This is a genomic window from Nocardioides sp. CPCC 206348 (genome assembly GCF_048654705.1).
In the GTDB taxonomy this organism is placed as follows: domain Bacteria; phylum Actinomycetota; class Actinomycetes; order Propionibacteriales; family Nocardioidaceae; genus Nocardioides.
Window position 1 is genome coordinate 1 of record NZ_JBMCZA010000059.1, and the last position, 744, is coordinate 744.

The 744-nt window shown below is 71.9% G+C and carries 1 protein-coding gene; it reads left to right on the forward strand.

The window, feature by feature from the left end:
- Positions 1-634, forward strand: a 634-nt coding sequence (locus tag ACOADB_RS01975; RefSeq protein WP_378596232.1) for an LOG family protein, incomplete at its 5' end; no start/stop codon positions are given.
- Positions 635-744: the final 110 nt, after the last annotated feature.

Below are 744 nucleotides of genomic sequence, written 5' to 3' on the forward strand. Positions count from 1 at the left end.
GCGCGGCAGCACGGAGTACGACGACGCGGCTCGCCTGGGCGCCCTGCTGGGCCGCACCCACGTGATCGCCACGGGCGGCGGTCCGGGAGCGATGGAGGCGGCCAACCTCGGCGGCCGCTTCGCACACGGATCCACCGAATCGCTCCTCATCGCGCTCGCCACCGTGGCGAGAGTGCCGTCGTTCCTGCCTTCGGTGGATGCATGGACGGCTGCGGCCCGGGAGACCGTCGCCCTGTGTCCCGATCCGGCCCCGACGCTGGGGGTTCCGACCTGGCACTACGGGCACGAACCGCCGAACCTGTTCGCGACGGCGATCGCGAAGTACTTCCGCAACGCCCTGCGCGAGGCCATCCTGCTCCAGGTCTGCGACGCGGGGATCGTGTTCCTGCCCGGAGCGGGCGGCACGGTGCAGGAGATCTTCCAGGACGCCTGCGAGAACTACTACGCACCCGAGGACGCCGTCGCGCCGATGGTGCTGGTCGGGCGCCGGTACTGGACCGAGGACCTGCCTGCGTGGCCGCTGCTCCGGGCGCTCGCCCGGGGCCGGCCGATGGAACAGCACATCCACCTCGTCGAGACGGTCGACGAGGCAGCCGCCCTGTTCGTCGAGACGCCTACGCCACCCGGAGGCTGACCCGCTCCGCGATCACCGCGCGGTAGTGCGCCAGCAGCTGCTCGTTGATCGAGAACCACGACCGGTCCTGCACGGCGCGGACGGCGGTCACACCCATGGCCCGGCGCAGC